20 protein-coding genes are annotated in these 25,152 nt (G+C 40.2%); 16 read left to right on the top strand and 4 right to left on the bottom strand.

The annotated features are described in order from the left end of the window. Window positions 1-1,224: a transglycosylase SLT domain-containing protein gene (locus F7D20_RS12470; RefSeq protein ID WP_158464331.1), complete on the bottom strand. Its 1,224-nt coding sequence runs from the start codon at window positions 1,222-1,224 to the stop codon at window positions 1-3. 87 nt (window positions 1,225-1,311) lie between these two features. Between F7D20_RS12470 and hisG the strand changes: the two genes are divergently transcribed. The 14 genes from hisG (at window position 1,312) to F7D20_RS12400 (ending at window position 18,728) form a co-directional block, all read left to right on the top strand. Next, a complete protein-coding gene (gene hisG / locus F7D20_RS12465) occupies window positions 1,312-2,163 on the top strand; it encodes an ATP phosphoribosyltransferase (protein ID WP_022252319.1) in 852 nt (283 codons plus the stop codon). A 303-nt stretch (window positions 2,164-2,466) separates the two neighbouring features. Beyond that, on the top strand, window positions 2,467-3,756 hold the full coding sequence (gene hisD, locus F7D20_RS12460) for a histidinol dehydrogenase (RefSeq protein WP_158464330.1): 1,290 nt from the start codon (window positions 2,467-2,469) through the stop codon (window positions 3,754-3,756). A 97-nt stretch (window positions 3,757-3,853) separates the two neighbouring features. Continuing rightward, window positions 3,854-4,888, top strand: coding sequence for a histidinol-phosphate transaminase (gene hisC / locus F7D20_RS12455; RefSeq protein WP_158464329.1), 1,035 nt, complete (start codon window positions 3,854-3,856; stop codon window positions 4,886-4,888). A 109-nt stretch (window positions 4,889-4,997) separates the two neighbouring features. After that, complete coding sequence (locus F7D20_RS12450) at window positions 4,998-7,589, top strand: SLBB domain-containing protein (RefSeq protein WP_158464328.1); 2,592 nt, start codon at window positions 4,998-5,000, stop codon at window positions 7,587-7,589. Between the two features lie 91 nt (window positions 7,590-7,680). Continuing rightward, window positions 7,681-9,435 carry an AAA family ATPase gene (locus F7D20_RS12445; protein ID WP_158464327.1) on the top strand — a complete coding sequence of 585 codons (1,755 nt, stop codon included), beginning with the start codon at window positions 7,681-7,683 and terminating at the stop codon, window positions 9,433-9,435. A gap of 138 nt (window positions 9,436-9,573) precedes the next feature. Then, the gene (locus tag F7D20_RS12440) at window positions 9,574-10,932 is read left to right on the top strand and encodes an ATP-binding protein (protein WP_158464326.1); all 1,359 of its coding nucleotides are present in this window, start codon (window positions 9,574-9,576) and stop codon (window positions 10,930-10,932) included. Between the two features lie 94 nt (window positions 10,933-11,026). Further along, on the top strand, window positions 11,027-11,296 hold the full coding sequence (locus F7D20_RS12435) for a hypothetical protein (RefSeq protein ID WP_158464325.1): 270 nt from the start codon (window positions 11,027-11,029) through the stop codon (window positions 11,294-11,296). Window positions 11,297-11,489: 193 nt separating this feature from the next. Continuing rightward, window positions 11,490-12,326, top strand: a complete 837-nt coding sequence (locus F7D20_RS12430) for a hypothetical protein (protein WP_158464324.1) — start codon at window positions 11,490-11,492, stop codon at window positions 12,324-12,326. A gap of 16 nt (window positions 12,327-12,342) precedes the next feature. Next, window positions 12,343-13,509 (top strand): EpsG family protein, encoded by a 1,167-nt coding sequence (locus F7D20_RS12425; protein ID WP_158464323.1) that lies wholly within the window; start codon window positions 12,343-12,345, stop codon window positions 13,507-13,509. Window positions 13,510-13,516: 7 nt separating this feature from the next. After that, window positions 13,517-14,446: a hypothetical protein gene (locus tag F7D20_RS12420; RefSeq protein ID WP_158464322.1), complete on the top strand. Its 930-nt coding sequence runs from the start codon at window positions 13,517-13,519 to the stop codon at window positions 14,444-14,446. Continuing rightward, window positions 14,443-15,846, top strand: coding sequence for a lipopolysaccharide biosynthesis protein (locus tag F7D20_RS12415; RefSeq protein ID WP_158464321.1), 1,404 nt, complete (start codon window positions 14,443-14,445; stop codon window positions 15,844-15,846). The genes F7D20_RS12420 and F7D20_RS12415 overlap by 4 nt, the downstream gene beginning before the upstream one ends. Further along, complete coding sequence (locus F7D20_RS12410) at window positions 15,846-16,973, top strand: Wzz/FepE/Etk N-terminal domain-containing protein (protein WP_158464320.1); 1,128 nt, start codon at window positions 15,846-15,848, stop codon at window positions 16,971-16,973. Before F7D20_RS12415 ends, F7D20_RS12410 begins: the two co-directional genes overlap by 1 nt. Before the next feature lie 10 nt (window positions 16,974-16,983). Further along, complete coding sequence (locus tag F7D20_RS12405; RefSeq protein WP_158464319.1) at window positions 16,984-17,853, top strand: alpha-1,2-fucosyltransferase; 870 nt, start codon at window positions 16,984-16,986, stop codon at window positions 17,851-17,853. Between the two features lie 47 nt (window positions 17,854-17,900). Next, window positions 17,901-18,728, top strand: a complete 828-nt coding sequence (locus tag F7D20_RS12400; protein WP_158464318.1) for a glycosyltransferase — start codon at window positions 17,901-17,903, stop codon at window positions 18,726-18,728. A gap of 262 nt (window positions 18,729-18,990) precedes the next feature. On the opposite strand, the gene F7D20_RS12395 is transcribed toward F7D20_RS12400, so the two are convergent. Together F7D20_RS12395 and F7D20_RS12390 are read right to left on the bottom strand one after the other, a co-directional pair. Continuing rightward, on the bottom strand, window positions 18,991-20,553 hold the full coding sequence (locus F7D20_RS12395) for an ATP-binding protein (protein ID WP_158464317.1): 1,563 nt from the start codon (window positions 20,551-20,553) through the stop codon (window positions 18,991-18,993). 140 nt (window positions 20,554-20,693) lie between these two features. Beyond that, window positions 20,694-22,433: an ATP-binding protein gene (locus tag F7D20_RS12390; RefSeq protein ID WP_158464316.1), complete on the bottom strand. Its 1,740-nt coding sequence runs from the start codon at window positions 22,431-22,433 to the stop codon at window positions 20,694-20,696. 295 nt (window positions 22,434-22,728) lie between these two features. On the opposite strand from F7D20_RS12390, the gene F7D20_RS12385 reads away from it, so the two are divergent. Together F7D20_RS12385 and F7D20_RS12380 are read left to right on the top strand one after the other, a co-directional pair. Continuing rightward, a complete protein-coding gene (locus tag F7D20_RS12385) occupies window positions 22,729-23,823 on the top strand; it encodes a glycosyltransferase family 4 protein (protein WP_158464315.1) in 1,095 nt (364 codons plus the stop codon). Beyond that, a complete protein-coding gene (locus F7D20_RS12380; RefSeq protein ID WP_158464314.1) occupies window positions 23,820-24,392 on the top strand; it encodes a sugar transferase in 573 nt (190 codons plus the stop codon). The genes F7D20_RS12385 and F7D20_RS12380 overlap by 4 nt, the downstream gene beginning before the upstream one ends. Window positions 24,393-24,725: 333 nt before the next feature. On the opposite strand, the gene F7D20_RS12375 is transcribed toward F7D20_RS12380, so the two are convergent. Next, window positions 24,726-24,962 carry a hypothetical protein gene (locus F7D20_RS12375; protein WP_158464313.1) on the bottom strand — a complete coding sequence of 79 codons (237 nt, stop codon included), beginning with the start codon at window positions 24,960-24,962 and terminating at the stop codon, window positions 24,726-24,728. Between the last annotated feature and the right edge of the window lie 190 nt (window positions 24,963-25,152).

Genomic DNA, 25,152 nt, shown 5'->3' with positions numbered 1-25,152 from the left:
TTACAAATGATATTTGTTGGAATACTTGCGCTTGGCTTTTACTGGTGCACCATGAAAACCACCACCGATACTTCCGCCACTAAAGCCTCGGCTGCCGCCAGCCACACCACAATAGTCAGCCCACCGGGCACGGATACGGTCTACATAGTCGGCAGTTTCCGAACCACGCATATATCCATATTTCACTACCGGGTCGCTGTAATAAGCAGGCTGAGACAATCGCAATACAAACTCGCGTACATCACCCCAGTTGTATGCATTCCTGCCATGTTTACGTGCCAAAGACATGGCATCACGCACATGATGGAATCCACCATTATAGGCAGCTAAGGCGAAAAGTACACGCTGCGATGGGTCTCCGATATCAGCGAAATGCCCCTGCAGTTCAGCCATGTATCTTGCAGCAGCAGCCACATTAGCCTCAGGTTCATGCACCTGACTCATAGGCAAACCTAAGTGAGCGGCTGTAGAAGGCATAATCTGCATCAGTCCGCAGGCGCCAGCCCACGACTTTGCATTCGGGTCGAAGCAACTCTCCTGATAACACTGGGCAGCCATCAGTCGCCAGTCCATACGGGCAGCTCCGGCATACATCTGGAATAATCTGTCGTATTTAGATATCACACCTTTAGAACGATTGAGGAAAGGAGAGTAAACATGACGGCTGATGCTGCGTGAAGAAAGCAAGAAACTCTCCTCCTGTTTCACCTCTGCTATCATCTTAGGCTTGAACCAACTGTTGAGGGTATCGGCAAGACTCTTGTTGCCAGCAGCTACCGACCATTGTTCATCATCCGATTTCACACCACAGAAGAGCAATCCGCCCTTCGCCTTCACACGAGCCAAAGGTACGGCTATCAGGTCGCCTTCGCCTTTCTGCAACTTACTCACCATTTCAGCCGTGTCCTTACATTCCTCCACACGTAACGACACACCAATCTGTTGCGCGAACTTCTCGCACAATAAATATTGCAATCCCATTCCATGCCCATGATAATCATAATAGGTGGTAGGTCCATTCACGGTCAGCATGATGAGTTCACCACCCGACACGATATCATCGAGCGACAATCCTTTGCCCTGAGACTGAGGAGCAGACTCATCGGAAACCTCTACTTCCCCCACGGGCGTTCCCCATGGAGTAAGCTCTGGTTGTTCCTTTTTCGAGGAGCATCCCAAGAGCATAAAACCTGCAACAAATACAAATAAATATTCTTTCTTCATGTTTAATGCTACAAAAGTACAAATATTCTTGCATATTCGGGCAAAAATCTGTACTTTTGCATTGATTTTTAATAAAAATGAAGAAATATGTTACGAATAGCAGTGCAGTCAAAGGGTCGTCTCTTCGATGACACCATGAATCTTCTCTCGGAAGCAGACATTAAAGTAAGTGCCTCGAAGCGTACGCTCCTGGTACAGTCAACCAATTTCCCTATCGAGGTGCTCTACCTTCGCGATGATGATATTCCTCAGAGCGTGGCCTCAGGAGTAGCCGATATCGGTATCGTTGGCGAGAATGAATTTGTAGAGCGTGGCGAGAACGCTCAGATTATCGACCGTCTGGGTTTCAGCAAGTGTCGCCTGAGCCTTGCCATTCCTAAGAAGATCGACTATACCGGTCTGAAATGGTTCGACGGCAAGAAGATAGCCACCTCCTACCCCAACATCCTTCGCAACTTCATGAAGAAGAACGGCATCAACGCCGACATTCATGTCATCACAGGCTCTGTAGAAATCAGCCCCGGTATCGGTTTGGCAGATGGTATCTTCGATATTGTCAGCTCAGGCTCTACACTTATCAGCAACAATCTGGCTGAGGTAGAGGTTGTGATGAAGAGCGAGGCTCTCCTCATCGGCAACTGGAACATGGACGAGCAGAAACATCAGATTCTCAACGAGATGCTGTTCCGCTTTGAGGCAGTACGTTCAGCCCAGGACAAGAAATACGTGATGATGAATGCCCCTAAGGATAAAATTGATGCCATCACTGAGGTGTTGCCAGGTATCAAGAGTCCTACCATCATCCCTCTTGCCGACGAGAATTGGTGCTCTATCCATACCGTTCTCGACGAGAAGCGTTTCTGGGAAATTATCGGTAAGCTGAAGGAATTGGGAGCACAGGGCATCCTGGTAACTCCTATCGAGAAAATGATTTTGTAACAACCACTTGCAAATATCTTTGCATAAATAGTAAACTGAAGTTTCGCATGTGGTTCAAGTACGGGCTGAAGGCCCAAAAGCTCCTAGCCCAGGGCATCGCCCTGGGTATAATGGCAATCAGCAATGCGCCCTGTAAGGGCAACAGCTTTATATATTGCCTGGAGTTTTAAAGCTTTTGCCCTTACAGGGCGACAGGTTACCGCCCCAAACAACCCAGGGCGATGCCCTGGGCTAAGAGCTTCTGCCCTTTCAGGGCGTGTGGGGCTTACTTGCGAAACTTGAATATATAAAACTTAAATTGGAATGAAGGTAATAAAGTATCCTGCAAAGGAAGAATGGAAGGAACTCGTTAAGCGTCCGCACCTCGATGTATCGCAGCTCAATGCGACTGTTGAGGGAGTTTTGGAAGACGTAAGAAATCATGGCGATGAAGCCGTTAAGCGCTATGAAGAGAAATTCGACCATGCCCATCTCGACAGTTTGTCTGTATCCGAGGCTGAGATGGACGAAGCAGAACACATGGTGTCGGCTGAGCTTAAACATGCACTGGAGCTTGCCCATCATAACATTGCCCGATTCCATGAAAGTCAGAAGTTTGAAGGAAGCAAGGTGGAAACCTGCCCTGGTGTGGAGTGCTGGCAGAAAAGTGTCGCCATACAGAAGGTGGGTCTCTATATACCTGGAGGTACAGCCCCTCTGTTCTCTACCGTACTGATGCTTGCCACACCAGCCAAGATAGCTGGTTGCGAGGAGATAGTACTCTGTACCCCTCCTAACGCAGAAGGTAAGGTAAATCCAGCCATCCTCATGGCTGCCAAGATAGCTGGTGTCAGCAAGATTTTCAAGGCAGGTGGCGTTCAAGCCATCGGAGCCATGGCTTATGGTACAGAAAGTGTGCCCAAGGTATATAAAATCTTCGGACCGGGCAACCAGTTTGTGATGGCTGCCAAACAGCATGTCTCTCTGCACGATGTGGCGATAGACATGCCAGCAGGTCCATCTGAGGTTTGTGTCATTGCCGATGAAAGCAGCAACCCTGTCTTTGTCGCAGCCGACCTGTTGTCGCAGGCGGAACATGGTTTCGACTCTCAGGTGTTCTTCATTACCACCTCCGAAGAGATGATTTCTAAGGTGGTAAAAGAGGTAGAACTTCAACTGGAGCGATTACCACGCAAAGAGATGGCACTCAAGTCATTAGACAATTCCAAGTTCATCCTCGTAAACGACAAGCAAGAGGCTATCGACCTGAGCAATGCCTATGCCCCCGAGCACCTGATTATCGCCACAAGCGACTATGAGGCGATGGCAGAAAAGGTTATCAATGCTGGAAGTGTATTCTTAGGCAACTATGCTTGTGAGAGTGCCGGCGATTATGCCAGCGGTACCAATCACACCTTGCCGACTCATGGCTATGCCTTGGCATATAATGGTGTAAATCTCGACAGCTACAATCGCAAAATCACATTCCAGCATCTCAGCAAGGAAGGCATCCGAAGCATCGGCAAGGCTGTAGTCACAATGGCAGAGAATGAACAGCTCGAAGCCCACGCCAACGCCATGCAACTGAGAATGGAAAGCCTTGGTGAAAGGTAAAAAGGTAAAAAAAGTAAAAAGGTAAAGAAGTAAAAAAGTAAAAGGTAAAGAAGCGTTTTATATGCTTTTTTACCTTCAAATTTCTGACAAAATCATAATGAAAGAACTGAAACAACTTTGCCGAGAGAATATTTGGAACTTGGCACCCTATAGCTGCGCCCGCAATGAGTTCAGCGGACGTACAGCTCGCGTCTTCCTCGACGCTAATGAGAATCCATACAACGACCCTTACAACCGCTATCCAGACCCATTGCAGCTCGAATTGAAAAAACAGCTCAGCAAGGTGAAGGGCGTGGCAGAAGACAAGATCTTCTTGGGCAATGGTTCTGACGAAGCCATTGATTTGGTTTACAGAGTTTTCTGCCGTCCAGGCAAGGACAATGTAGTGGCCATAGCTCCAACTTATGGTATGTATGAAGTATGTGCCGACATCAATGACGTGGAATACCGCCCAGTATTGCTCAACGAGCAGTTCCAGACCACAGCCGACCATCTCTTGGCAGCCTGTGATGAGAACACCAAGGTCATCTGGATATGCAGTCCCAACAATCCTACCGGCAATCTCATATCGCCCGAAACCATTGATGGCGTATTGTCACGTTTCGACGGTATCGTGGTAGTAGACGAAGCCTATAGCGACTTTGCCAAGACCCGCCCCTATCGTCTGCAGTTGGCAAAATATCCCAACCTCATCGTACTCAACACCATGAGTAAGGCATGGGGATGTGCAGCCATCCGTCTCGGCATGGCATTTGCCAGCAAGCAGATAATAGATATATTCAATAAGGTGAAATACCCTTACAACATCAACCTCCTCACTCAGCAGCAGGCACTCGAGGTGCTGAAAGATCCCTATCAGGTAGACGACTGGGTGAAGACCATTCTGCAGGAACGTGGCAAGGTGATGGCAGCCTTCACCGACCTTCCTATCTGCGAGAAGGTGTACCCCACAGAGGCCAACTTCTTCCTCGCAAAGATGACAGATGCCACAGCCATCTATAACTATTTGGTCAACCAAGGCATCATTGTGCGCAATCGCAACAATGTGCAACTCTGTGGCAACTGCCTGCGTATCACAGTCGGCAAAAAGAGCGAAAATATCGACCTTTTGGCTGCACTCCGCCAGTATTGAGAAAAAAAGCCATGCTCCTTTGCAACAAATTACACGATTTAGAGTTATTAAATAATAAGAATAGAATATTAATAGCATAATTATCTAAAAAATTAGCATACAATAAACAATGAAGAAATATATCATTTTTGCGCTCATGCTCTTGTCTGCAGGTTCAGTTATGGCACAGTCAGGCATGACGGATGATCAAGTGATGAGTTTTGTAGCCAAGGAGCATAGTGCAGGCACCTCTAATTCGCAGATTGTCACCAAGCTGATGCAGCGTGGTGTCGACATTTCTCAGATTCGTCGAGTTCGTGAGAAGTATGAGAAGATGCAGAAGCAAGGTTCTTTGGCCAGTGCTACCGACCGCACAGGAAATGCAAGTCGTCTGCGCAGCAATAATGGCAAGACACGTTCCGACTATGGAAAACAGTCCGACAAAGAGGCTGCCAACTACTCCAACTATCGTGTGCAAGCCCAGCGCGACTATTCTTACAGACACACTTACGACAGCAATGACGAGGAATATGGCGACATGCAAAACGAGTTGAATGGCATTGTGCCCGATTCCACACAGATGCTCAAACAGTTGTTGGCTCAGCAGGCTAAAGATAAACATCGCGTTTTCGGCCGTGACATCTTCAATAACAAGGAGTTAAGCTTCGAGCCTAACATGAACATCGCTACCCCACAGAACTATCGTCTGGGGCCAGGCGATGCTGTTATCATTGATATTTACGGAGCATCTCAGCGCACCATTCAGAGCACAGTTTCTCCCGATGGCGAAGTAACCATCGAGGGTTATGGCCCTGTCAATGTCAGTGGACTGACTGTAGCACAAGCCAATGCCCGCTTACGCAACACACTCGGAAGCCGTTATCGCAGCAGCCGTGTGAAACTGACAGTAGGCCAGACTAAGACCATTATGGTCAATGTGATGGGCGAAGTAAAGGCACCGGGAACATATACCCTATCAGCCTTTGCCACCGTGTTCCATGCCCTGTATATGGCAGGAGGCACCAACAACCTCGGAACCCTGCGCAACATCAAGGTTTATCGTCACAACCGACTTGTAACCGTAGTAGATATCTACGACTATATTCTCAACGGCAAACTGACAGGCAACGTTCGCTTGGCCGATAATGATGTCATCGTGGTAGGCCCATACGACTGCTTGGTCAACATCAGCGGAAAGGTAAAGCGCCCTATGTTCTACGAGATGAAGAAGAACGAGAGCCTTAACTCCGTACTCAAATATGCCGGTGGTTTTACAGGAGATGCCTATACCAAGGCCGTTCGCGTGAATCGTAAGACAGGCAGAGAGTATTCAGTATTCAACGTAGAAGAATTCGATTACGCCAACTTCCGTATAGCTGATGGCGACTCTGTTAGCGTTGACTCTATCCTGCCACGTTATGCCAATACCGTAGAAATCAAGGGAGCCGTGTTCCGTCCCGGCATGTACAACTTGGGCGAACAGATCAACAGCGTTCGCACTCTCGTAGAACATGCAGAGGGACTCACCGAGGAAGCATTTACAGCCCGTGCCGTAATGCATCGCATGAAGACCGACCGCTCTTTGGAGGTAATCAGCGTCGATATTGCAGGCATCATGAGTGGTAAGGTGGCCGACATCCCATTGAAGGAGAATGATGTGCTCTTCATCCCTACCCGTCAGGACAAGATGATAGAACGCACCATCACCATCCGAGGCGAAGTAAACTATCCTGGCACATACAAGTATGCCGACAATGAGACCATCGAGGACTTCGTTCTTCAGGCAGGCGGACTCACCGACAAGGCTTCTGTAGTGAAAGTCAACGTAAGCCGTCGAGTCAACAATCCGAAGGCATTGCGTCCTGACAGCATCATTGCCAAGAGTTTCGAACTCACCCTAAAGGACGGTTTCGTTATCGACGGCACACCAGGCTTTACCCTGATGCCATTCGATGAGGTTTATATCCGCAAAAATCCAAGTTATACAGAACAGCAAAATGTAAGTATCGAAGGAGAGGTTGTGTTCCAAGGTGCCTACACCATGACCAAGCGCCCTTCACGTCTGAGCGACCTGTATCACATGGCAGGCGGTGCTACCGACCATGCCTACATCAAGGGAGCCCGTCTTCTTCGCCGCACCAATCAGGCTGAACGCGACCTGATGTACGCTATCTATAAAAAGGAACGCGAAAACCAGCAGAAGAACCTCCTTCAGTTGGCTGCCAGCAGCAATAACGGCTCCGCCATACAGCAGTCAGCCGAAAGTGCCAAGAATGCAGAACTTGAGAAGTTCAATATTCCAGACGAATACCCAGTAGGAATCGACTTGGCAGAAGCACTCAAGAATCCTGGCTCTGACGAAGACTTGGTATTGCGTGAGGGCGACCGCCTCATCGTACCACAGTACGACGGAACCGTTAAGATCAATGGAGCTGTTATGTTCGCCAACACTGTGGCATACGTCAAGGGCAAGCGAGCAAGCTATTACATAGACGAGGCCGGTGGTTTCGCATCTGATGCAGTGAAGAGCAAGGCATACGTCATCTATATGAATGGCAAGGTGGCAAAGGTAAGTCAAGGAGCCCGCATCCAGCCAGGTTGCGAAATCGTTGTACCATCCAAGTTGAAGCGTAAGATGAGTGTTGCCGAAACCATGAGCCTTGGTTCCAGCATGTCGAGCATCGCCGCCATGATAGCTACCATCGCCAATATGACGAAGTAAGAGCATGACACCTCAAACGAAGGAGTCATTCTTATGAAATATCCTATGCGTTGGTTAATGGGATAAGTTGTGATGAATAACTAAAGAAATTATGGAAGCAATCAAGAGATTACCAATAGGAATATCCGACTTCAAGACCCTACAGAGAAGTCAAAAGTATTTTGTTGACAAAACAATGTACTTGCCATTATTAGAGAAGATTTCAAATTTTCTCTTCTTGATACGTCCACGTCGTTTTGGCAAGAGTTTGTTTTTGTCAATGGTAGCCGATTACTTCGATTGCGCCAACAAAGATATCGAAAAAGAATATCAAGGCACATGGATAGAAACACATCCTTTAGAATCAAAAGGCAAATTTCAGATTTTGCAATTCGACTTTTCCCAGGTTTTGGACAGAGTAGAGAATCTTGAGACCGACTTCAACACATACTGTTGCAGTTGTCTGAATCAATTTGTTCAAAAATACCAGAACTATTATACAAAAGACACGGTAGAATGGGCTTTGGCAGCCACTACTTCCAAGGACAAAATTAACATTCTGTCCAAAGAAGCCAAGGAGCGAGGCTATCATCTTTATCTCATCATTGACGAATACGACAACTTCACCAACACCGTTCTCAATGAGTTGGGCGAGGATACCTATCATAACATGACCCACAGCAGTGGTTTTTACCGCAATGCCTTCAAGATATTCAAACCGAACTTCGAGCGCATTCTCTTTATGGGTGTCAGTCCTATCACCCTCAACGATTTGACCAGTGGCTTCAACATCGCTACCAACATCAGCCTTCATCCATGGTTCAACATGATGTTAGGCTTCAGCGAAGAAGAAGTACGCCAAATGATATCCTACTACATATCTGTAGGACTTATCAAAACGAATGATACTATTGAAGTCACCATCAGTGAGGATGAAAAAATCAATGCGATTATAGCAGAGATGAAACCATGGTACGACAACTACTGCTTTTCAGAAGACAGATACAATATCGATCCGAGCATGTACAACAGCAACATGGTACTCTACTATCTCAACAACCTCATCACAACAGGAAAAGCTCCCAAGGAGATGGCAGATCCAAGTTGTCGTACAGATTATGCCAAGTTGAAGAACCTCGTAAGGCTCGACCATCTGGATGGCGACCGCAAAGGAGTCTTGATGAAGATTGCCGAGAAAGGCTTTATTGATGCCTCTATTGCAGATTCTTTTGCAGCAGAGGAAGTAATGAATCCTGACCGTTTCGTCAGCCTATTGTACTACTATGGAATGTTGACTATTGGAGGAACCGACCTTGATGCACTTCATCTTGTCATTCCCAACAACACCATCCGCAAGATGTATTACGACTTTCTGGTAGAACAGTTTCAGACATTGCATAGCTTGGATCTCAATGACTTATCAGCAATGTACCGTAAGGCAGCACAAGAAGGAGAATGGCAACCTCTATTTGAATATCTTTCCAATTCATACTGGAAAGACAGCAGCATCAGAGACGGCATTCAGGGAGAACGCAACATACAAGGTTATTTCAATGCCTACCTTCATCTCTCAAAGCTCTTCATTGCGCATCCAGAGATAGAGGCAAATCATGGCTATTGCGACTTCTTCCTGTTGGCAGACACAAAGAAATTCTCCACCCTCCGCCACAGCTATATCATAGAGTTGAAGTATCTTCCCTCAAAGGCAACGGATAGAGAAGCAAAGACAGCAAAGGAACAGGCTGTAGAACAATTAAACAAATACATAACAGATACAAATATTCAAAGTCTGTCCGCAGGAACACAACTTCACGGAATATACCTCATATTCCAGCAAGGTAATGCGACAAAGATTGGAGAAATATAAAATATCTGAATCAAAACAAAATAAATCTGATATTTTTGCATTATATATATAAATACACATATAATATAATTGCTTACGTCTTCGATTGCTATATCAAAAAGCAAGCAATAAATTTGCAGTAAAGACAAACGATTCAACATGTTTCAAGAAGAAAGTCAAGACATAGAATACAAAGAAAGCTGGAAAGACGAATACCTCAAATGGATATGCGGCTTTGCCAATGCACATGGCGGAAGAATCTTCATTGGAATCAATGACGAAAAGGAAGTTGTCGGCATCAAGAACAGCAAACAACTTATGGAAGACATTCCCAACAAGATTGTCACGACATTGGGGATTGTGTCCGATGTCAACCTTCACCACCAAGGCTGCCTTGACTATATTGAGATCTGTGTAGAATCAAGCAATATACCAATCTACTACAAAGGCATATACCACTACCGATCAGGTTCAACCAAGCAAGAACTCAAAGGTGCCGCACTCCAGCACTTCATTCTCAAGAAAATGGGACGTTCATGGGATGACCTCATCAACGAGCGTGCCACCCTTGACGATATAGATGCAAAAGCAATAAAATACTTCTTACGAAAGGCTGTAGATGCCGAACGTATGCCTGTGGAATCACTAAACGATACTCCAGAGGAAGTTTTGGACAATCTCCACTTAATAGAAGATGGCAAATTGAAAAATGCCGCCATTTTGCTTTTCGGCAAAGAACCAGCAAGATTCTTCACATGTGCCGATTTTCGCTTAGGTCGCTTTATCCAAGATGATACCGATTTAATATTTCAAGACATCGTGGAAGGAAATATCATACAGATGGCAGACCGAGTAATGGAAACTCTAAAATCAAAGTACCTCATCTCCCCCATCCATTATGAAGGCATGCAGCGTATAGAGCCTTTGGAAATTCCAGAGAAAGCCCTGCGCGAAGCTCTATATAATGCCATCATCCATAAAGACTATACAGGCGTACAGATACAGATGAAAGTCTTCAACGATCACATTTGGCTTTGGAACGATGGCAACCTACCGGAGAACTATACAGTTGAGACATTACTCCACAAGCATACCTCGAAGCCCCGTAATCTCAACATAGCCAATGCTTTTTACAAAGCTGGTTTCATCGAATCGTGGGGACGAGGCATTGGTATCATTCAAGCAGGCTTCAAGAATGCAGGGCTACCTGCACCTAAATTAGAGGCTACTATGGGCGGTGTGCTTGTTGTCTTGCCAAGAGGATGCCAAAAGACAAATGAGACTGTAAATGAGACTGTAAATGAGACTGTAAATGAGACTGTAAAAATCAGCGAGTCTGAGGCAATAGTATTAGATTTGATACAAAAAGACAATAGTGTTACATATCAAGCACTTATTCAAATCACTAAATTGTCAAGGGCTACGATTGCCAGGATTATCAAGAAATTACAAGACAATGGATTTATACACAGAAAAGGTTCAGATAAAAATGGAATTTGGGAAATTATCAATAAATAATGATAGAAATAACACCTCATATTCCAGCAAGGTAATGCGACAGAGATAGGAGAAATATAAAATATCTGAATCAAAACAAAATAAAGACAAGATTATGGATTTACATACATTAATACAAGCACAGATGGAGCTGATGGGCAACGACCAACCAGTTGCTTCTTGCGGTCTTCACGGTGCTACAAGAAGAGACGTAATAGAACAAGCAATTGAATATCTCCAAAAATCATTAGCCAACACCGAACGCGACGAGCCTTCCGGATATGGCTATCGCATAAATGTAGAGATCTTCAAAAAAGGGAAGCCAAGATTCTTATCACAGCAAATCCCAACAACACAATCCGCAAGATATATTACGACTTCTTGATAGAACAGTTTCAGACATTGCATAGCTTGGATCTCAACGACTTATCAGCAATGTACCGTAAAAAAGGAAAGAAACTGTAAATGAGACTGTAAATTATATAATATAATAGCTTACGTCTATGGTTGGGAAATAGGATCAGTTAATAATTAAAAACATTACATTTATATTTAGTGTATAATACTGTTTGACAGAAATGGCAAAATACTTCATAACATATGGAAACTCAATGTTTGAACTGGCTAAAAAAAGAATAGAACAAGAAGCCATCAACTTGAACATTTTCGATAAAATCATTCTATATTCAGAGAAAGATATCTCTGAAGAACTAAAAAACTCAGATGTTTTTAAAGAGAAAAGGGGCGCAGGATTATGGAGTTGGAAACCTGATGTTATAAAGAGTACTTTAGCAAAGATGAACGATGGTGATTATCTTGTCTATTGCGATGCAGGTTGTTCTCTTTACAAGAGTAGAGAATGGCAAAAATATTTTAAGATGTTAGAGCAACACGATATTTTAGCACAGAGGATATATCAACGTAATGACAAATGGTCAAGAAAGAATATCCTGGAATATTTTAAGAAATCAAATCCACAAAACTGGGTAAAATGCTATCAATATCTTGCTACAGTCATCATATTAAAAGCTACACCCTTTACAAGACAATTCTTTACAGAATGGAGAAATCTAATGATGGAGCATCCTGAAATGGTTAAAGATGTCAATCAAGAAGAGCGACTATACGAGAGTTGCTCTTTTATCGAGAACAGACATGATCAAGCATTATACTCCGCACTGGTATACAAATATACAAGCAATGGAAATTTTAATCAGAAAATATTGACTAAATGGGAACATATTGAAGACTGTGATTTAATCTTTAAGCAAGCTATAAGAGCAACCCGTTTGAGAAATGGAGAAACAAAAGAAACAACAAAACGACACATAATAGCCATATTTAAAAGACTTGCGAAAGATTACCTTTTGCGTCCATTCAAATATGCTCCTTTACAATGGTACTATAACAAATAATAATCAATCATAGCAAATGATATATTTATTTCTTATTATCATATTTTGCTTACCCATCTTATTGAAGAACAAGATTCCTTTTTGGGGCAGCAATACTTGGTATTGGGGGCAGTGTGTTCTTTTGATTTTAGTAGCAGGATTGCGTCTTGTTGTCGGAGGCGATACACAAACCTATATGAGCGACTTTGACCGCTACCCAACTATAGATGAATTTACTGTTTTCCACTTTGCATTATTCCGCTATCAGCCTCTGTGGATTTTACTCAATGTTTTGGCAAAATCAATATATCCAGAGTTCTTTGTGCTCCAGATTATTTTGGCGTGCATTGTCAACCCTGTGACTTTCTATATTATTCAAAAAGAAACAGACAAAAAATTTGAAGTTGCTATTGTATACCTGCTCTTTCAATTCCTATACCTCAACTGTGAGATAATGCGTGATTCGGTATCAATATGTATCTTTTATTTTGCATTTAGTTTTCTTATTAAACGAAAATGGTTGCCATATTATGGGTTATGTACATTTGCGTTTCTTTTCCATGACGCAGCTCTTTTTTATTTTATAATACCTTTCATGCTTCCTATTATAACAAAAGAATTTACACCCAAATATGTACTTTTAATGTCATTGATAATTTTAGCGATAGCAAATCCATTAACAATAAGTAAGCTATCGTTCCTTTTACCAAATGGCAGAGAAGACTCTGTTGCCGATGTATATTCTAAAATGGAAATAGGTTCTATAGTTGGTATAGTACGAGGATTATTAGACATAATATTAATATATTTGATCATCATCTATATTAAAGGTCATGTCAGTTATAAAGTTTATCTTGGTACAAAGATCTGCTTTATACTACATATCATTGGAATTTTCATGCCTATTTTTTTAAATAGAATATGTAATTCTTTTAATTTGTTTTACTATATTGCATGGGTGGAATTTCTATATGTTGTGAGCAAAAAAAATGTAAGTTTACTTTATGGTGGATTTATGTTTATAGCTTTCTTTAGAACATATTTCGTAGATGTAACATATCAGGTTTCATCCAAAGAGACATCGGATAGATATTATTTCTATGAAAGATATGTTCCCTATTATAGTATTTTTGAAACACCAGATAATAATGTAATAGCGAGAAGAAAAGCTATCTATATAAATTCAATGGATATAGAAAATTAGAATTAATATGATGTATTGCGAAAAAAATGTATTTATAGACTTTCCTGTAAAAGGATATATTCACGGTACAAATATAAGAGAGGTTTTCATTAGAAAGCCTCTATCCAAACCTATGCGATTTCTTCGAAAATTACCTTTTTTCTCCAAGTTCATATCAAATACTAAAGAAATTGATAATTGGACAGACTATTGTAAAAATGCTAATAATATTATTCTGTTCGATACATATAGCCATTATGCTGAATACTGCGAGGAAATAGAAAAGGCTGTTTCAACAGAGAGCCGGCTAATCTTGTATCTGCTCAATCCCGTTTTTTTCTCAGATGATTACAAACTTTTATCAAGCAGATGGGAAATATGGACCTTTATGGAAGAAGATGCCAGGAAATATGGCTTGAAGTATGGTGCTACATTTTATAATCCACTACTCCTTGACCACACTAAAACTTTACCAACTTCAAAGCAGACATCTGACCTATTGTTTATCGGCACAGACAAAGGAAGAAAAAACTTTATCCTCCATCTAAAGGATCAATTGAAGGCTTATGGCATACGCTGTGACTTTAGAATCGTTGATAATTTCAAGTCCTTGTTTTCAAGAGTGTACTCACGTGAGGTTGATTACGTAAAATTGTGTCAGCTGACAAACAATACCCATGCAATATTGGATGTAGTTCAAAAGGCACAATCTGGTCTTACACTCAGAATTATGGAAGGATTATTATTCAATAAGAAAATAGTAACAACCAATCAATTTCTAAGTGAAAATAAAGATTTCAGAAACTGTTCGAACATATTTATATTAAATCAAAACAATATAACTGGACTTCAAACGTTTTTAAAAAAGCCAACTCAGGAATATCCGTTAAATATAAAAAAGAAATATTCTTTTGATGAATGGTTAGAGCGACTGATAAATAAAGAAGAAGCTAAATGAGTATATTTTCAAACTTCATAAAAGATTCATTTTGGACAATAGGAGCACAAGGTGTCTCCCTATTGACCAGTATCATAGTTTCTTTTATTTTACCTAAATACATTTCCGTAGAGCAATTCGGTTACTGGCAATATTTTTTGCTTTGGGCAAGCTATGTTGGAGTAATGCATTTAGGGTATGGAGATGGGGTATACTTAAAACTTGGCGGACAGTACTGGGAGAGTATTGACAGAAAAGAATGGATTCCTCAAATTCAATCCATGTTTTTTGTACAACTAATCATCTCTTTAATGGTTGTCCTTTTCTCATTCCTGTTATGCAAAAGTGAGAAATATTTAATCATCTTTTTGTGGACTGCTGCCTATTTAGTTATCGAAAATACATATAAAATCATCACTATGGCCATGATGGCTACAGATCAAATACCATTTGTATCAAAAACGGTCATTATTGATAAATTAATTATGTCGGTTTTAGTGCTTTACCTCATTTTTATCCACAATGAGAATGCAAGCAACATCATGTGTTCATACACATTGGCTCACCTCGTAGTTTGCATCATGGCTATACATAGATGTAGATTGTTCGCTTCTATTCAGATGCCTGACAAAAAATTGTTCACAAGTATAGCCACGGTTTGCAAGATTGGATTCATACTCATGTTGGCAAATTTCGTCTCAATATTAATTATGGGTCTATGCAGGTTAGCTGTAGAACATTATTGGAATATCGAAGTTTTTTCAAAACTCTCATTTTCAATAACTATAGCATCTTTCCTTTTATTTTTTATATCACAGATAGGATATGTCCTTTTCCCAATTCTAAAAAGAATAAGAAAAGAGGCACAAGCCATACTATTTGAAAAGATGGACTTTGTTATGACACTTTTGCCAATGGTGTTTTATATTATTTTCTTTGTGATGTATTTCTTTGTTCTCAACTGGCTACCTAAATATGAAGAATCTCTGAAGTTCTTGGCTTTTACAGCACCATGTATATGCTATGAAACCAGAGTCGTTCTTCTCTACAACACTTATTTTAAGAATTTAGGTAAAATAAAAAAGCTCTTGTATATAAATATAATTACTGTACTTTGTGCAATTATCTGTTATGCTTATGCCATAGCTCTACACAACATAGACCTCATGGCTTTAAGTATTTTGATAGCAGAAATAGTCAAAGTATTAATTATGCAAAGGGCACTTTATAAAGAATACTCTTTAAAACTCGGCCGATTAACTTGGATGGAAATAGGCAACACAATAGGATTTGTAATATGCTATTATTACTACGGAGTTTATTCTGCCATAGTTTGGTATATGTTATCAATTTCCCTGCTCGCCATATTATTCAAAAAAGAGGCATTCTATATTATTGAATTTATAAAAAAAATAAAATAATGAAAGACGAAGAATTATACAAAAAAGAAGAACTGAATTCTCAGAAGATCAACATTGACATTCTGCCATTGTTAGCAAATCTTTATAAAAAGAAACTAACTGTCATCATCACGACATTTATATTTGGTATAATAGGTATCATATCAGCTTACACTGCTGACAGAGATTATACGGCAAGTGAAGTAGTTGTTCCAGAACAAGAACAAGATATGAAAAGCTCGTTGATGAACAGTTTGTCAAGTTTTATGGACTTAAGTACAGCTGCTGGTTCAGAAGAAGGAGCCTACAATGTAACCATTTTTCCAGAAATGGCTACAAGTAAACCATTTCTTGCATCATTGCTGAAAGTAGATGTTATGCCAAGCGAAAAAAGCAAGGTGAGAAAAGCAACAAAGAAAAGCAAAATGTCCTTGTACGACTATTATACAGATCCATGCAGACTGACATGGAAGGATAAACTGATGGGCGGAATTAAGAAAATGTTACATCTCACTAAAAATGAACCTAACGGCAACATCAATAAAATTGATATAACTCATTATACAAAAAAACAAGAAGACATATTGAAGTCTTTAGAGAAGAAAGTTGATGTAGTAATCAATAAAAAAACAGGTATTACCACTATCTCGTTTACTGCTGATGACCCAGCTGTTGCTCAGCAAATAGCAGACACTATCAGTTGTAGATTGCAGGACATGGTTATAGATTATAAAACACTCAAGGCTAAAGAAAAACTTAAATATTACACAAAAATATCTGATGAAGCAAGAGTTAGATTAATAAACTTACAGAAAAAATATGCAGCTGCTGCTGACGAAAACTTTTTTGTAGAATTACAAAGTATCAAAAGCAACATTGACCGTATAGAGCAAGATGCTATTTTGGCTCAAGATGCCTACAACACAATAGAAAAGCAAAGAATCAGTGCGCTGATGGAGGTTCAAGATGCCAAGCCTGTTTTTGTTGTATTGGAACCTGCATATTTTCCAAACAAGGCTAATTCGGGTAGAGCAATAAAAGTGATGCTATATACATTACTCGGTTTTATATTAAGCTCTATCTGGGCAATGTTCGGAACTAAGTTTATGGATAATTGCAAAAGTGGATGGAAAGTAATTAAAGGCTAAAAGTGAGAAAATGAAAATTGTAAAAATATTAGGTGGTTTAGGAAATCAGATGTTCCAGTATGCACTTTATTTAGCGCTAAAAGAACATTTTCCTGACGAAGAAATCAAGATTGATACATCTTGCTTTTGCGCTTATCCTCTGCATAATGGATATGAATTGAACAAGCTGTTTCATATAGATGCTAAAGAAGCCTCTTTTATAGAAAAAGCAAAGATTGCATATCCATATTTGAATTATCGTTTTTGGCAAATTGCTAAAAGAATTCTGCCAAAAAGAAAATCAATGTTGACAGAACCTAAAAACGAAGAATTTACTACTTCTGTATTTACACAAAATGGCAACTGCTATTATGATGGATATTGGCAAAACGAGCGATATTTTAAAGATATAAGAAATAAAGTGTTGGCTACATTCTGCCCTATAACTGTCAGTGAGAAAAATATGGAATATGGTAAACTTCTGAAAAATAAAAAAAGCGTCAGTATACATGTGCGTAGAGGTGATTATATTAATAATACCCTTTATGGCAATATATGCACCAAAGATTATTATTTAAAGGCAATAGAACGGATAAAAGAAATAAAAGAAATAGACACATTCTGCGTATTTAGCAATGATATAATGTGGTGTAAGGAAAATCTGTCATCATTTCTTAATGAATGCAATGTTATCTACGTTGATTGGAACCATGGCAAGAATAGCTACCAAGATATATACTTGATGAGCCAATGTAATAATAATATTATTGCTAATTCATCTTTTTCGTGGTGGGGAGCATGGTTGAATCAAAACATTGACAAGATGGTTATTTGCCCTAAGAAATGGAATAATATTCCCAATTCTTTATTTGAAATGCCGGACGATTGGATTAAGATATAATTCCATCATCTTTAAATGTAATAATGAACACCTAAATATGTGAGATTATGACCATATCAGTTTTAATGTCTACCTACATCAAGGAACAGCCAAATTACTTAGACGAGGCCATGCGTAGTATTTGGACAGAGCAGACAAGAAAGCCTGACCAAATTGTGTTGGTGGAGGATGGACCTTTACCAACAGCTTTGTATGGTATACTTAGCAAATGGCAAAATGTTATAGGTGACAAATTAACCATCATAGAAAACAAACAAAACAAGGGACTTGCACTTTCACTTAATGATGGCATAGAGGCTTGTAAGGGAGACCTTATAGCCAGGATGGATACTGATGACATTGCATTGCCTGACCGACTCAAACTTCAAGAAGAATATATGAATGCTCATCCTGATGTTGAAATTCTGGGTGGTTCATTAAGAGAGTTTAATGACCAAGGCACACTCAACAAGACACGTCAATATCCACAGACTATAAAGGAAATTAGGAAAAGTATCCATAAAGCTTCGCCTCTTGCACATCCTACAGTTATGTTTAGACGCAATTTCTTTGATAAAGGATTCAGATATAGTAACAAATACTTTATATGTGAGGATGTTACACTCTGGTTTGAGGCTGTATCGTCTGGTGTTGTCATCAACAATATTCCTGATATTGTCCTTAATTTCAGACGCAATGACTCCGTGATGAAACGTCGTGGACGACAAAAAGCATGGAGTGAATTTAAAGCTTATAGCCATGGAATTTTTCTGCTTGATGGGGTATTTACACTCAAATACATATACCCACTTATGCGACTGGCATTTAGACTGATGCCTACTAAAATAATTAAAGCCGTATATAACAGCAAACTTCGCAATGCAGTCACAAAATAAAAAAATGACTCGATTCAAAAAATGCAATAAGACAACATGATATAATCAGCAAAAGCATAAGCAAACTGCTCTACGTGTAACTTGCTCTAAGCTGTAGGCTAACTATTGTCTGCGACGTTTCCAATTTTCTGAAATTGAATATGCAAAATACCCTTCATCTTTTTCTCGGAAGCCCCTGTGTTTATCGGCATTCCGAGCGAAAAGATGAAGGGTGAAGAGTGTTCTTGTGTACGGCTTTTGCTATTGACAATACAATGCTGTGCTATTCCACTACCAGCCATTCTTTCAGTCCCCTACTCTCCTTAGAAAATTCAAGAGCGATACTAATGATTTTCTTTTCACTCGCTGCATAAATATCAGCATAATGGCGCGACTTCATCTGATTAACAGCTGCATTAATACCGCCATTATCATCCATTTTTAATTCCATGACATAGACATAGAAATCATTCTCGGCTATCAAATCTATTCTGCCTGATGCCATTTCAATTTCCTCCTTAGCATCAAAGCCGCACAAGTAAAATATATTCTTTAAGATAAATCGGAAATGCTCCTCAAAAACAAATTGTTCTCTCTTTTGAATACTATAAGGAGTACCTGCAACCAAACCTTTAAGACAAAGCATGGCTTCATCTACATTTCCAATACACAAGTTCAATTTTAACTTTTGAATGAGAGTATTTACTTCTGAAGAAGATTTATTTGTCATCATGGGTAAAACCATTTCAAACATGGCTTTCTTTACTTCCTTATTAGGATAACCTAAGATATAATAATCTCCTCTTACAGCCTTGATGGTAAGATAGCCAGATTGATAGAGAAAGAGTTTCGGCTCTTCCATATTGACATCACTCATCTCCAGATAGTCAGCATCTATGAGACAACCATCGAGTGAGGGTATTTCATCCACATATTTCTTGGAAAGATTATTAAGAATTTCATTGGAGCCAGTTGCTATCCAGTAAGAATTTAGCTGTGAGCGACTAAGCGCATTCAACACGCTAAAGGGGTTATAGACATTTTGTAATTTTCGTGAAAAGTGATAGCCATCATAAGTGGCTTTAAGTTCTGAAAGTACTTGCGATACCTCCATGTCATAGCGTGAGGCCAACTTAGAAATTTCCTCAGAATAATACTGAACCAATTCATCATGTGTCAATCCACAAATCGCAGAATATTGTTCATCAAAGCTTACATTTGTCAGAGTATTGAGCATACTAAACAGGCTAATCTGAGTAAACTTTGTGATGCCTGTGATAAAAACGCATTTGATGCAATAACCATAATCTTTTAGCCCAGTAAAGAAATTGCGATAGATTTCCCTACATTCATCATGCTGATTAGTTTCATAAGTATGCTGCAAAGGCACATCATACTCATCAACAATAACGGCTATCTTTACCCCAAACTGCTCGTAAGCTCTCTGAATAATGCCATTAAGGCGATTTCCCAACGAACGCTCATCAGGATTCTTTCCATAAATCTTCTCGTAGGAAGACAATACATTATGCAAGTATTCCCTAAGTTCCTGTGCAGAAGAACCACCCAAACTCATACTTAAATAAATGACGGGACGTTTAACCCAATCATCCTCAACCTGCATAATTTTTAACCCTTCAAAGAGCTCTTTTCTTCCTTCAAAATAGCACTTTAGGGTAGAACATAACAGGGATTTACCAAAACGACGGGGACGGCTTAAAAAATTGTACTTGTCACCATTAGCCAGCTGCCATACAATATCTGTCTTATCTACATAGAGATAATCACCCCTACGCATCTCTTCAAAGTCCTGTATGCCCAAAGGCAATTTCCTATTTTGCTTCATCGTTTTGATTCTTTTTTTTATCCCCGCGTGATCATTATTTATATATAGTCCACAAAAATACACATTTTTTCAATACCATCCAAATATTTTTAATGAAAAACAGCAGGAATAGTACTGAATCTATCGACAACCAAGCTAATCTATAATTCTTTACATACAACCATTTCGACTCCACGATATACTATCACAATACGATGGAGATGAGTGCTCCTCGCACCCAACCTTACCATTTCGGTTTCTGCATACTTACATACTTGTTTCTCCGCATCATGAGTTTTTACTTCTATCTCTGCTTCTGAAGCATTTGACTTCACGTATTTCAATTCTACCACGTAGGAATGCTGGATATCTTTATAAATGTCAAGCAATGGCAAGAGGAATATATCAGCATACCCTTCCTGATTAGGGTATTCTGATACTGGTCTGTAGAACTGATTTTGGCAAGTCATTGCCAAGGTAAAACCATGTACAAACGACTCGCCTTTCTGTTTGTCACGTTGTGAGGAAAAAAGATAAATGGTGTCTGATATGTTCTGAAAATAGGGTTCCCAATTACCATCATAAGCCAATCCTTCTTCTAATCCGTCGTGCTTACGGACATCTACGGACAATCCGTTCTCATCATAAGTATCCAACAGGTACTTGAAAACCTGCTCACGCACTACTTCATTAGGTATCACAAACCTGGTCTTTCCACGATAAGTTCCTGCTATTGTAACAAGACCGAAATAGTACAAAAGACTAATAAAATTGTCGGGCTCACAGATTCTCTCTGCAGGAAAACCTGCCTTCAACTCACCTACGACAAAGCCACAAGTTACCAAGTCTTGAATAACAGATGCATCATGGGTAAAATTTTTGTCTTTACGAATAAGCATACGAAGCTTATTGTAATCAATACGGATGTTCTCCTCTAACATGTCCTCAGGAATCACACAACCATTATTGAGATATTTATCCATAAAGTACAAAACCATATTGGAATTATACATTGTAGTTTTTCCGTAAGACTCTTTGGCGAAGCAATAGTTGTCGTACCAAGGCTTCATTATCTGAATCAATTCATCAATAGAATGATTGTAATCATAATATTCTGAGTACTCTTGCAGCATGGCACGTACTTCTACCTCTGTAAATCCTGTCATCTCATTAAAACGAGAATCGAGTGAATAATTGGTTCCTATATTAAAACCGCTTGTAAGATCATCCATCGTCACAGGACTCACTCCTGTCAGGAATACTCGCTTGATGCTTGAATCTGTACCTGACTTAACTGCGTTGTAGAAGGAGCGAAGATATCCTGTACCATGTGTCTCCGAAGCATAGTCATCTTGACGCGCAACCTCTGAAAGTATTGTATTAGTGAAATGATCATACTCATCGATGAAGAGATAGAGACTTTGACCTGCTTTGTCACAAAGGTCGCACACACAATAAAGTTGTTCTACTGCTCCTTTTTTCTCCTTCAGTTTTATCAAGGCATCTTCCGGCAAAAGCCGTGAATACTTCTCACAAAAAGAAGTAAAGACCGTATTGCAATACGAATCCATAGACTCTCTATAGGAACTAATTTCTCCATTGACAACAGAGAAATTAAAATACAGTACTAAATAGCTGTTATGCAAAGGTGTAGGATGCTCACCTATATACAATCCTTTGAACCATGTTTCAAATTTATCAGCCTCATTCACATCATAATAATGACGCAACATTGAAAGGGTAAGACTCTTCCCAAAACGACGAGGACGTATGTAGAAGAAATACATGTTGGCATGCTCTATTTCTTCAACAAACCTCGTCTTGTCCACATAATAACAGTTTTCTTCTCTCAACGCCACAAAATTCATCATGCCGTATGGGATGCGCTTTGGATTGTTCATATTGCTAATATTTTAGCACAAAAATACACATTTTTTCAATACCATCCAAATATTTTTAATGAAAACATCAGAAATTAATCGTTCGCTTATGCGCATCTTTTCGCACCATGGCAGAACCAAAGTATGATGAACCATGCTCATTGGACCAACAAAGAGGAAACATTTTATACATACTTACAACAAAAAAATCATTTTTTTGATTACTATGCAATAATTGTTAAAGTTAGGGGTTATATATATAAAGAAAAATAAATACACACAATCCAAAACGGAATAACAAAGAAATAGAACAACAATGATACACTATATCCTCCCTGTCATAGGCGCCTTTGCGATGAGCACAATCTGTGGATTTATTTTTATCCCAGTACTGCTCAATTTCTGCAAAGAAAAGAAACTATACGATATACCCAACCAAAGAAAGGTACATAAATGTTTGATTCCACGTTTGGGTGGTATTGCCTTTACTCCCAGCATGTTACTGTCTTTCCTCATTGTCACTCTGATCATGAGTTCGGAAGCACAAGGACAAAAACTGCAGGTGAGCACATGGACTTTAGGCTTACTCATCAGCCTTCTGCTTATCTACTCGGTAGGTATAGTAGATGATCTCATTGGTCTGAATGCTAAAATCAAATTTGCTGTTCAGATTATTGCTGCAAGTATTCTGCCAGCATGTGGTCTATATATCAACAACTTATATGGATTATTCGGTATCTATGAGATACCTTTTTATATAGGCGCTGTACTCACAGTTTTGCTGTTGGTGTTTGTGGATAATGCCATGAACCTCATCGACGGAATAGACGGACTCTCTGCGGGACTATCTATCATCGGACTGACAGGATTCTTATACATATTTTTCTCAACCGACCTGACTGCCTACTGCATATTGATTGCAGGCCTCGTAGGTGTGCTTATCGCTTATCTGCGTTTCAATTTGTTTGGAAATCCCGAGAAGAACCGTAAGATATTTATGGGTGATGCAGGAAGCCTGACTTTAGGATTTATCATGGGATTCCTTTTCGTTAAATCTATGATGCATAATCCCCATATCATGCCATTGTCTTCAGAAAGAATCGTACTGGCATACAGTCTGTTGATTGTTCCCACATTTGATGTGATAAGGGTTATCATTCATCGAATACACTATAAGAAGCCTATCTTCGATGCTGATAAAAGTCATATACACCATAAGTTCATGTCATTAGGAATGAACCAGCATCAGGCTCTCATTGCCATTCTGATACTCCAACTGGGATATATCATCTTCAACCTTTTACTGTTCCACATCGGATGCAACTTCACTTGGATTCTATGTATTGACATCATTACATACACCCTACTCCATATATTCACAACTCATCGCATACAAAAAGCAAAGAAATGAAAAGAACGACAGACTTTATCATAGCGGGTATTTGCCTCGTCGTGTTTTCTCCGCTCATGCTTATTTGTGCGCTTTGCATCAGATGGGAAGATGGTCTTCCTGTCATCTACAAGCAGGAAAGGATAGGTCTGCATGGCAAGCCTTTCTACATCTATAAGTTCCGTTCCATGAAGATTGATGCAGAGAAGGACGGGCCCGACTTATTGGAAATAAAGGGCGACCCGAGACTTACGAAAGTGGGACGTTTCCTAAGGGCTCATCACCTTGATGAATTGCCTCAGCTGTGGAATGTGTTCAAAGGGGATATGTCGTTCATCGGTCCGAGACCGGAGAGGAAGTTCTATATCGACCAGATCATGGAGCACGATTCACGATACCAGTTCCTGTATCAGATTCGTCCAGGCGTCACTTCCTATGCCACACTGTATAATGGCTATACGGATACGATGGAGAAGATGCTGCGACGTCTGGAACTCGACCTTTACTATCTGGAGCATCGGTCGTGGTGGTTTGACGCCAAGATATTGCTGAAAACTTTCTGCAATATCGCTTTCGGAAAGAAGTTCTAAGGAAAGAAAATCAAAGGAAATAAGTTGTAACTAAAGTTTCGCAAAGTGGTTCAAGTACGGGCTGAAGGCCCAAAAGCTCTTAGCCCAGGGCATCGCCCTGGTCATTATGACAATCAACAAGAGCGTGTGGGGCAAAACTTGCGAAAGTTGAGTTATGAGCCCACTTTAAAAGTCGAAAATGACTTTGACAAAAATGACTAATGACTAAATCTTGCGAAGATCATCAAAAATCGAAAATGACAAAAATGACTTTGACAAAAATGACTAATGACTAAATACAAAAAATCAGGCTCACCCCTTATGGAGCGAGCCTGATTGTATTAGATTTCCCTGTCACGTTTCACCAGAGTTGCTTGTCACCTCTGCTGTCAAGTCGCCCTTGGTGAGGCGGAAGGTGCGGCCCTGGGCAATGGCTGCAAGCAATTGGGGAAGCTGGGCAAGAGTGGCGAATGCGAAAAGGAGTCCAACGGCGGAAAGGACACTGCTGTCGATGATTCCCAATGGAGGACTCAGGAATCCACCTACGAGAAGAAGGATGGAAAGAATGAGCGAGACATAGAATGTTTTCATAGAAGAGATTGATTTTTGTCTTTGTCAAGAATATTTTTTGTTTTGTCAAGAATTTGAGAATTTAAGAATTTTTCTCTGATTCCTATCCGCTACGCGCGGTGAACGTTAATTCTCTGTTTCTCAAATTCTTGACTCAAAATACTCTTGACTAAAAATTATTCTCCGTCACCAGTGCCGCCGCCTTCGGTCT

It is taken from the genome of Segatella copri, assembly GCF_009495355.1.
Taxonomy (GTDB): domain Bacteria; phylum Bacteroidota; class Bacteroidia; order Bacteroidales; family Bacteroidaceae; genus Prevotella.
The sequence above is the reverse complement of the archived record's forward strand: the minus strand, read 5'-3'. Positions and strand labels throughout refer to the sequence as shown.

What these genes read in the sequence shown, in the direction of transcription:
- F7D20_RS12470 (WP_158464331.1), bottom strand. Translation starts at nt 1,224, where the DNA reads ATGAAGAAAGAATATTTATTTGTATTTGTTGCAGGTTTTATGCTCTTG.
- hisG (WP_022252319.1), top strand. Translation starts at nt 1,312, where the DNA reads ATGTTACGAATAGCAGTGCAGTCAAAGGGTCGTCTCTTCGATGACACC.
- hisD (WP_158464330.1), top strand. Translation starts at nt 2,467, where the DNA reads ATGAAGGTAATAAAGTATCCTGCAAAGGAAGAATGGAAGGAACTCGTT.
- hisC (WP_158464329.1), top strand. Translation starts at nt 3,854, where the DNA reads ATGAAAGAACTGAAACAACTTTGCCGAGAGAATATTTGGAACTTGGCA.
- F7D20_RS12450 (WP_158464328.1), top strand. Translation starts at nt 4,998, where the DNA reads ATGAAGAAATATATCATTTTTGCGCTCATGCTCTTGTCTGCAGGTTCA.
- F7D20_RS12445 (WP_158464327.1), top strand. Translation starts at nt 7,681, where the DNA reads ATGGAAGCAATCAAGAGATTACCAATAGGAATATCCGACTTCAAGACC.
- F7D20_RS12440 (WP_158464326.1), top strand. Translation starts at nt 9,574, where the DNA reads ATGTTTCAAGAAGAAAGTCAAGACATAGAATACAAAGAAAGCTGGAAA.
- F7D20_RS12435 (WP_158464325.1), top strand. Translation starts at nt 11,027, where the DNA reads ATGGATTTACATACATTAATACAAGCACAGATGGAGCTGATGGGCAAC.
- F7D20_RS12430 (WP_158464324.1), top strand. Translation starts at nt 11,490, where the DNA reads ATGGCAAAATACTTCATAACATATGGAAACTCAATGTTTGAACTGGCT.
- F7D20_RS12425 (WP_158464323.1), top strand. Translation starts at nt 12,343, where the DNA reads ATGATATATTTATTTCTTATTATCATATTTTGCTTACCCATCTTATTG.
- F7D20_RS12420 (WP_158464322.1), top strand. Translation starts at nt 13,517, where the DNA reads ATGATGTATTGCGAAAAAAATGTATTTATAGACTTTCCTGTAAAAGGA.
- F7D20_RS12415 (WP_158464321.1), top strand. Translation starts at nt 14,443, where the DNA reads ATGAGTATATTTTCAAACTTCATAAAAGATTCATTTTGGACAATAGGA.
- F7D20_RS12410 (WP_158464320.1), top strand. Translation starts at nt 15,846, where the DNA reads ATGAAAGACGAAGAATTATACAAAAAAGAAGAACTGAATTCTCAGAAG.
- F7D20_RS12405 (WP_158464319.1), top strand. Translation starts at nt 16,984, where the DNA reads ATGAAAATTGTAAAAATATTAGGTGGTTTAGGAAATCAGATGTTCCAG.
- F7D20_RS12400 (WP_158464318.1), top strand. Translation starts at nt 17,901, where the DNA reads ATGACCATATCAGTTTTAATGTCTACCTACATCAAGGAACAGCCAAAT.
- F7D20_RS12395 (WP_158464317.1), bottom strand. Translation starts at nt 20,553, where the DNA reads ATGAAGCAAAATAGGAAATTGCCTTTGGGCATACAGGACTTTGAAGAG.
- F7D20_RS12390 (WP_158464316.1), bottom strand. Translation starts at nt 22,433, where the DNA reads ATGAACAATCCAAAGCGCATCCCATACGGCATGATGAATTTTGTGGCG.
- F7D20_RS12385 (WP_158464315.1), top strand. Translation starts at nt 22,729, where the DNA reads ATGATACACTATATCCTCCCTGTCATAGGCGCCTTTGCGATGAGCACA.
- F7D20_RS12380 (WP_158464314.1), top strand. Translation starts at nt 23,820, where the DNA reads ATGAAAAGAACGACAGACTTTATCATAGCGGGTATTTGCCTCGTCGTG.
- F7D20_RS12375 (WP_158464313.1), bottom strand. Translation starts at nt 24,962, where the DNA reads ATGAAAACATTCTATGTCTCGCTCATTCTTTCCATCCTTCTTCTCGTA.